Origin of the sequence: Streptomyces sp. NPDC005899, assembly GCF_040629645.1 — a bacterium.
In the GTDB taxonomy this organism is placed as follows: domain Bacteria; phylum Actinomycetota; class Actinomycetes; order Streptomycetales; family Streptomycetaceae; genus Streptomyces.
The window spans coordinates 1-2,385 of the sequence record NZ_JBEXWB010000590.1; the positions used below are offsets into that span (position 1 = coordinate 1).

The window sequence follows — 2,385 nt, forward strand, 5'->3', positions numbered from 1 at the left end:
GGGACCGGGGAGGCCGGGCGGCGACCCCGGCCCCCGCGCACGTGCGGCACGCGACCGCCCCACCGGCACCGCGGCCGGCCCCGTCCCGGAGCCGGTGACCACCCCCGGCACCGCTCCCCGCACCCCGGGCGCAGGACCGGGCGGAAGAGCGGGCGGAGGGCCGGGCGGTGGGGACGAGGGGCAGGGGCCGGCCGGCCGGCCGGAGGGGGCCGGTCCGGCCGCCACCGCCCGCAGCCGCCGTCCCGTCGTCGCCGCCCTCATGCTCGGCATGGGCCTCGCCGCCATCGACGGCACCATCGTCGCGACCGCCGTCCCGCAGATCGTCGGCGACCTCGGCGGATTCGCCGTGTTCTCCTGGCTGTTCTCCGGCTACCTCCTGGCGGTGACCGTCACCCTGCCCGTGTACGGGAAGCTCTCCGACACCTTCGGCCGCAAACCCGTCCTCATCACCGGGATCGTCCTGTTCCTGGCCGGGTCCCTCCTCTGCGCCGCCGCGTGGAACATGGCCGCACTGATCGCGTTCCGCGTGGTCCAGGGGCTCGGCGGAGGCGCGTTGCAGGGCACGGTGCAGACGATCGCCGCCGACCTGTACCCGCTGAAGGAGCGCCCGCGCATCCAGGCCCGGCTGTCCACCGTGTGGGCCACCTCGTCAGTGGCGGGCCCGGCGCTGGGCGGACTGCTCGCCGCGTACGCGGACTGGCGCTGGATCTTCCTCGTCAACCTCCCCGTCGGGGCCGTCGCCCTCCTGCTGGTGGTCCGTCACCTGCACGAGCCGGTCCGGCCGCGGCCCGCCACCCGCCCTCCCGTCGACTGGGCGGGCTCCCTCGCCGTCTTCGCCACCGGGGCGCTGCTGCTGACCGCGCTCGTCCAGGGCGGGGTGGCCTGGCCGTGGATCTCCGCTCCATCCCTAGGGCTGCTGGGGGCGAGTGCCGCACTGGCCGTCCTGACGGTCGTCATCGAGCGGCGGGCGGCCGAACCGGTCATCCCGGGGTGGGTCTGGCGGCGCCGCACCATCGCCTCGGTCAATCTGGCCCTGGGCGCGATGGGGCTGCTCATGGTCGCCCCCACGGTCTTCCTGCCCACGTACGCGCAGTCGGTGCTCGGACTCGGCCCGATCGCCGCCGGTTTCGTCCTGTCGGCGATGACCCTGAGCTGGCCGGTGTCCGCGGCGTTCGCCGACCGGATCTACAACCGCGTCGGCTTCCGGCGCACCGCGATCACCGGCATGACCGGCGCCCTGCTGGTCCTGCTGGCCTTCCCGCTCCTGCCCTTCCCCGGGGCCGCCTGGCATCCCGCCCTGCTCATGCTGCTGCTCGGAGCGGCGCTCGGGCTGTTCCAGCTGCCCCTGATCGTCGCGGTCCAGTCGACCGTCGGCTGGTCCGAGCGGGGGACGACGACGGCGTCCGTCCTGTTCTGCCGCCAGGTGGGCCAGAGCCTGGGCGCCGCGCTCTTCGGAGCCGTGGCCAACGGCGTACTCGCCTCCCGGCTGGCGTCCGCCCCCGTACCGGGGCTGTCCGGAGGCCTCGACGCGGTCCCGCACGCCCTGGAGGACCCGGCCGCCCTGTCCGCCGCCGCCTCGGACCGGTTGCGGCGGGCGGTCGACGCGGCCGTCGACCACGTGTTCGTGGGTGCCGCCGGAGCGGCCGTGCTGGCCCTGCTGGTGCTCGTCCTCGTGGCGCCCCGTCGCTTCCCGGTCCTCCCCGAGCACGGCGCAGCCGCCGCGTCCCGGGACCGGGCGGTGAAGGACTAGGCAACTCCCCCATTACCGCGGGTAGTTCGGGCGCAGCCCTCCCCAGTCGCCGTACTCGCGAGTAACGTTCGCGCTCCCGAGAGCGCGCCCGCGCTCCTGCCTTGCAGTCCGTCCCCGGGCCCGAGCCGTGCAAGGAGCAGCACCAGATGCCGTACGAGCACCCGCAGCCGCCTCCATACCCGCCCCGCCGACGACCCGGGCAGCCCGGCCCCCCACCGCCCCGCCCGCCGGGGGCGCGCACACCGCGGCACCGGCCGCAGCCGCCCCCGTATCCCGGCGAATACCTCCTGCCCTGGCAGAGTTCGTCACCGCAGCCGCCCCCGCACCGCCCGGCCGCCACCCCCGGCCCGGTCTCCGCACCGGGCCGGCACAGCGACCTCCGTCGGCTGCGCACGGCCTACCGGGTGCTGCGCCGGGTCTCGACGTTCACCGCCCTCGGCTACTTCACGCTCTTCCTGCTGCTGTCCGGATACGCGCCCGGCCTGATGACCCGTCCCGTGGGTGGCGGCGCCCTGACCACGGGACTGGTCCTCGGGCTGGGCCAACTCCCGGTCGCCCTCGTCGCCGTCGCCCTGTACGAGTGGACCGCCCGGCGCACCGTCGACCCGCTCTCCGCCGTCCTGCGCGGCCGGGCC

At 76.0% G+C, this 2,385-nt stretch carries 2 protein-coding genes; both read left to right on the forward strand.

The window, feature by feature from the left end:
- Positions 1 to 94 precede the first annotated feature (94 nt).
- Positions 95 to 1,750 carry an MFS transporter gene (locus tag ABZ371_RS31745; protein ID WP_358686217.1) on the forward strand — a complete coding sequence of 552 codons (1,656 nt, stop codon included), beginning with the start codon at positions 95 to 97 and terminating at the stop codon, positions 1,748 to 1,750.
- Positions 1,751 to 1,896: 146 nt separating this feature from the next.
- Positions 1,897 to 2,385 (forward strand): DUF485 domain-containing protein (locus tag ABZ371_RS31750; protein ID WP_358686215.1); only part of this gene is annotated, 489 nt, incomplete at its 3' end.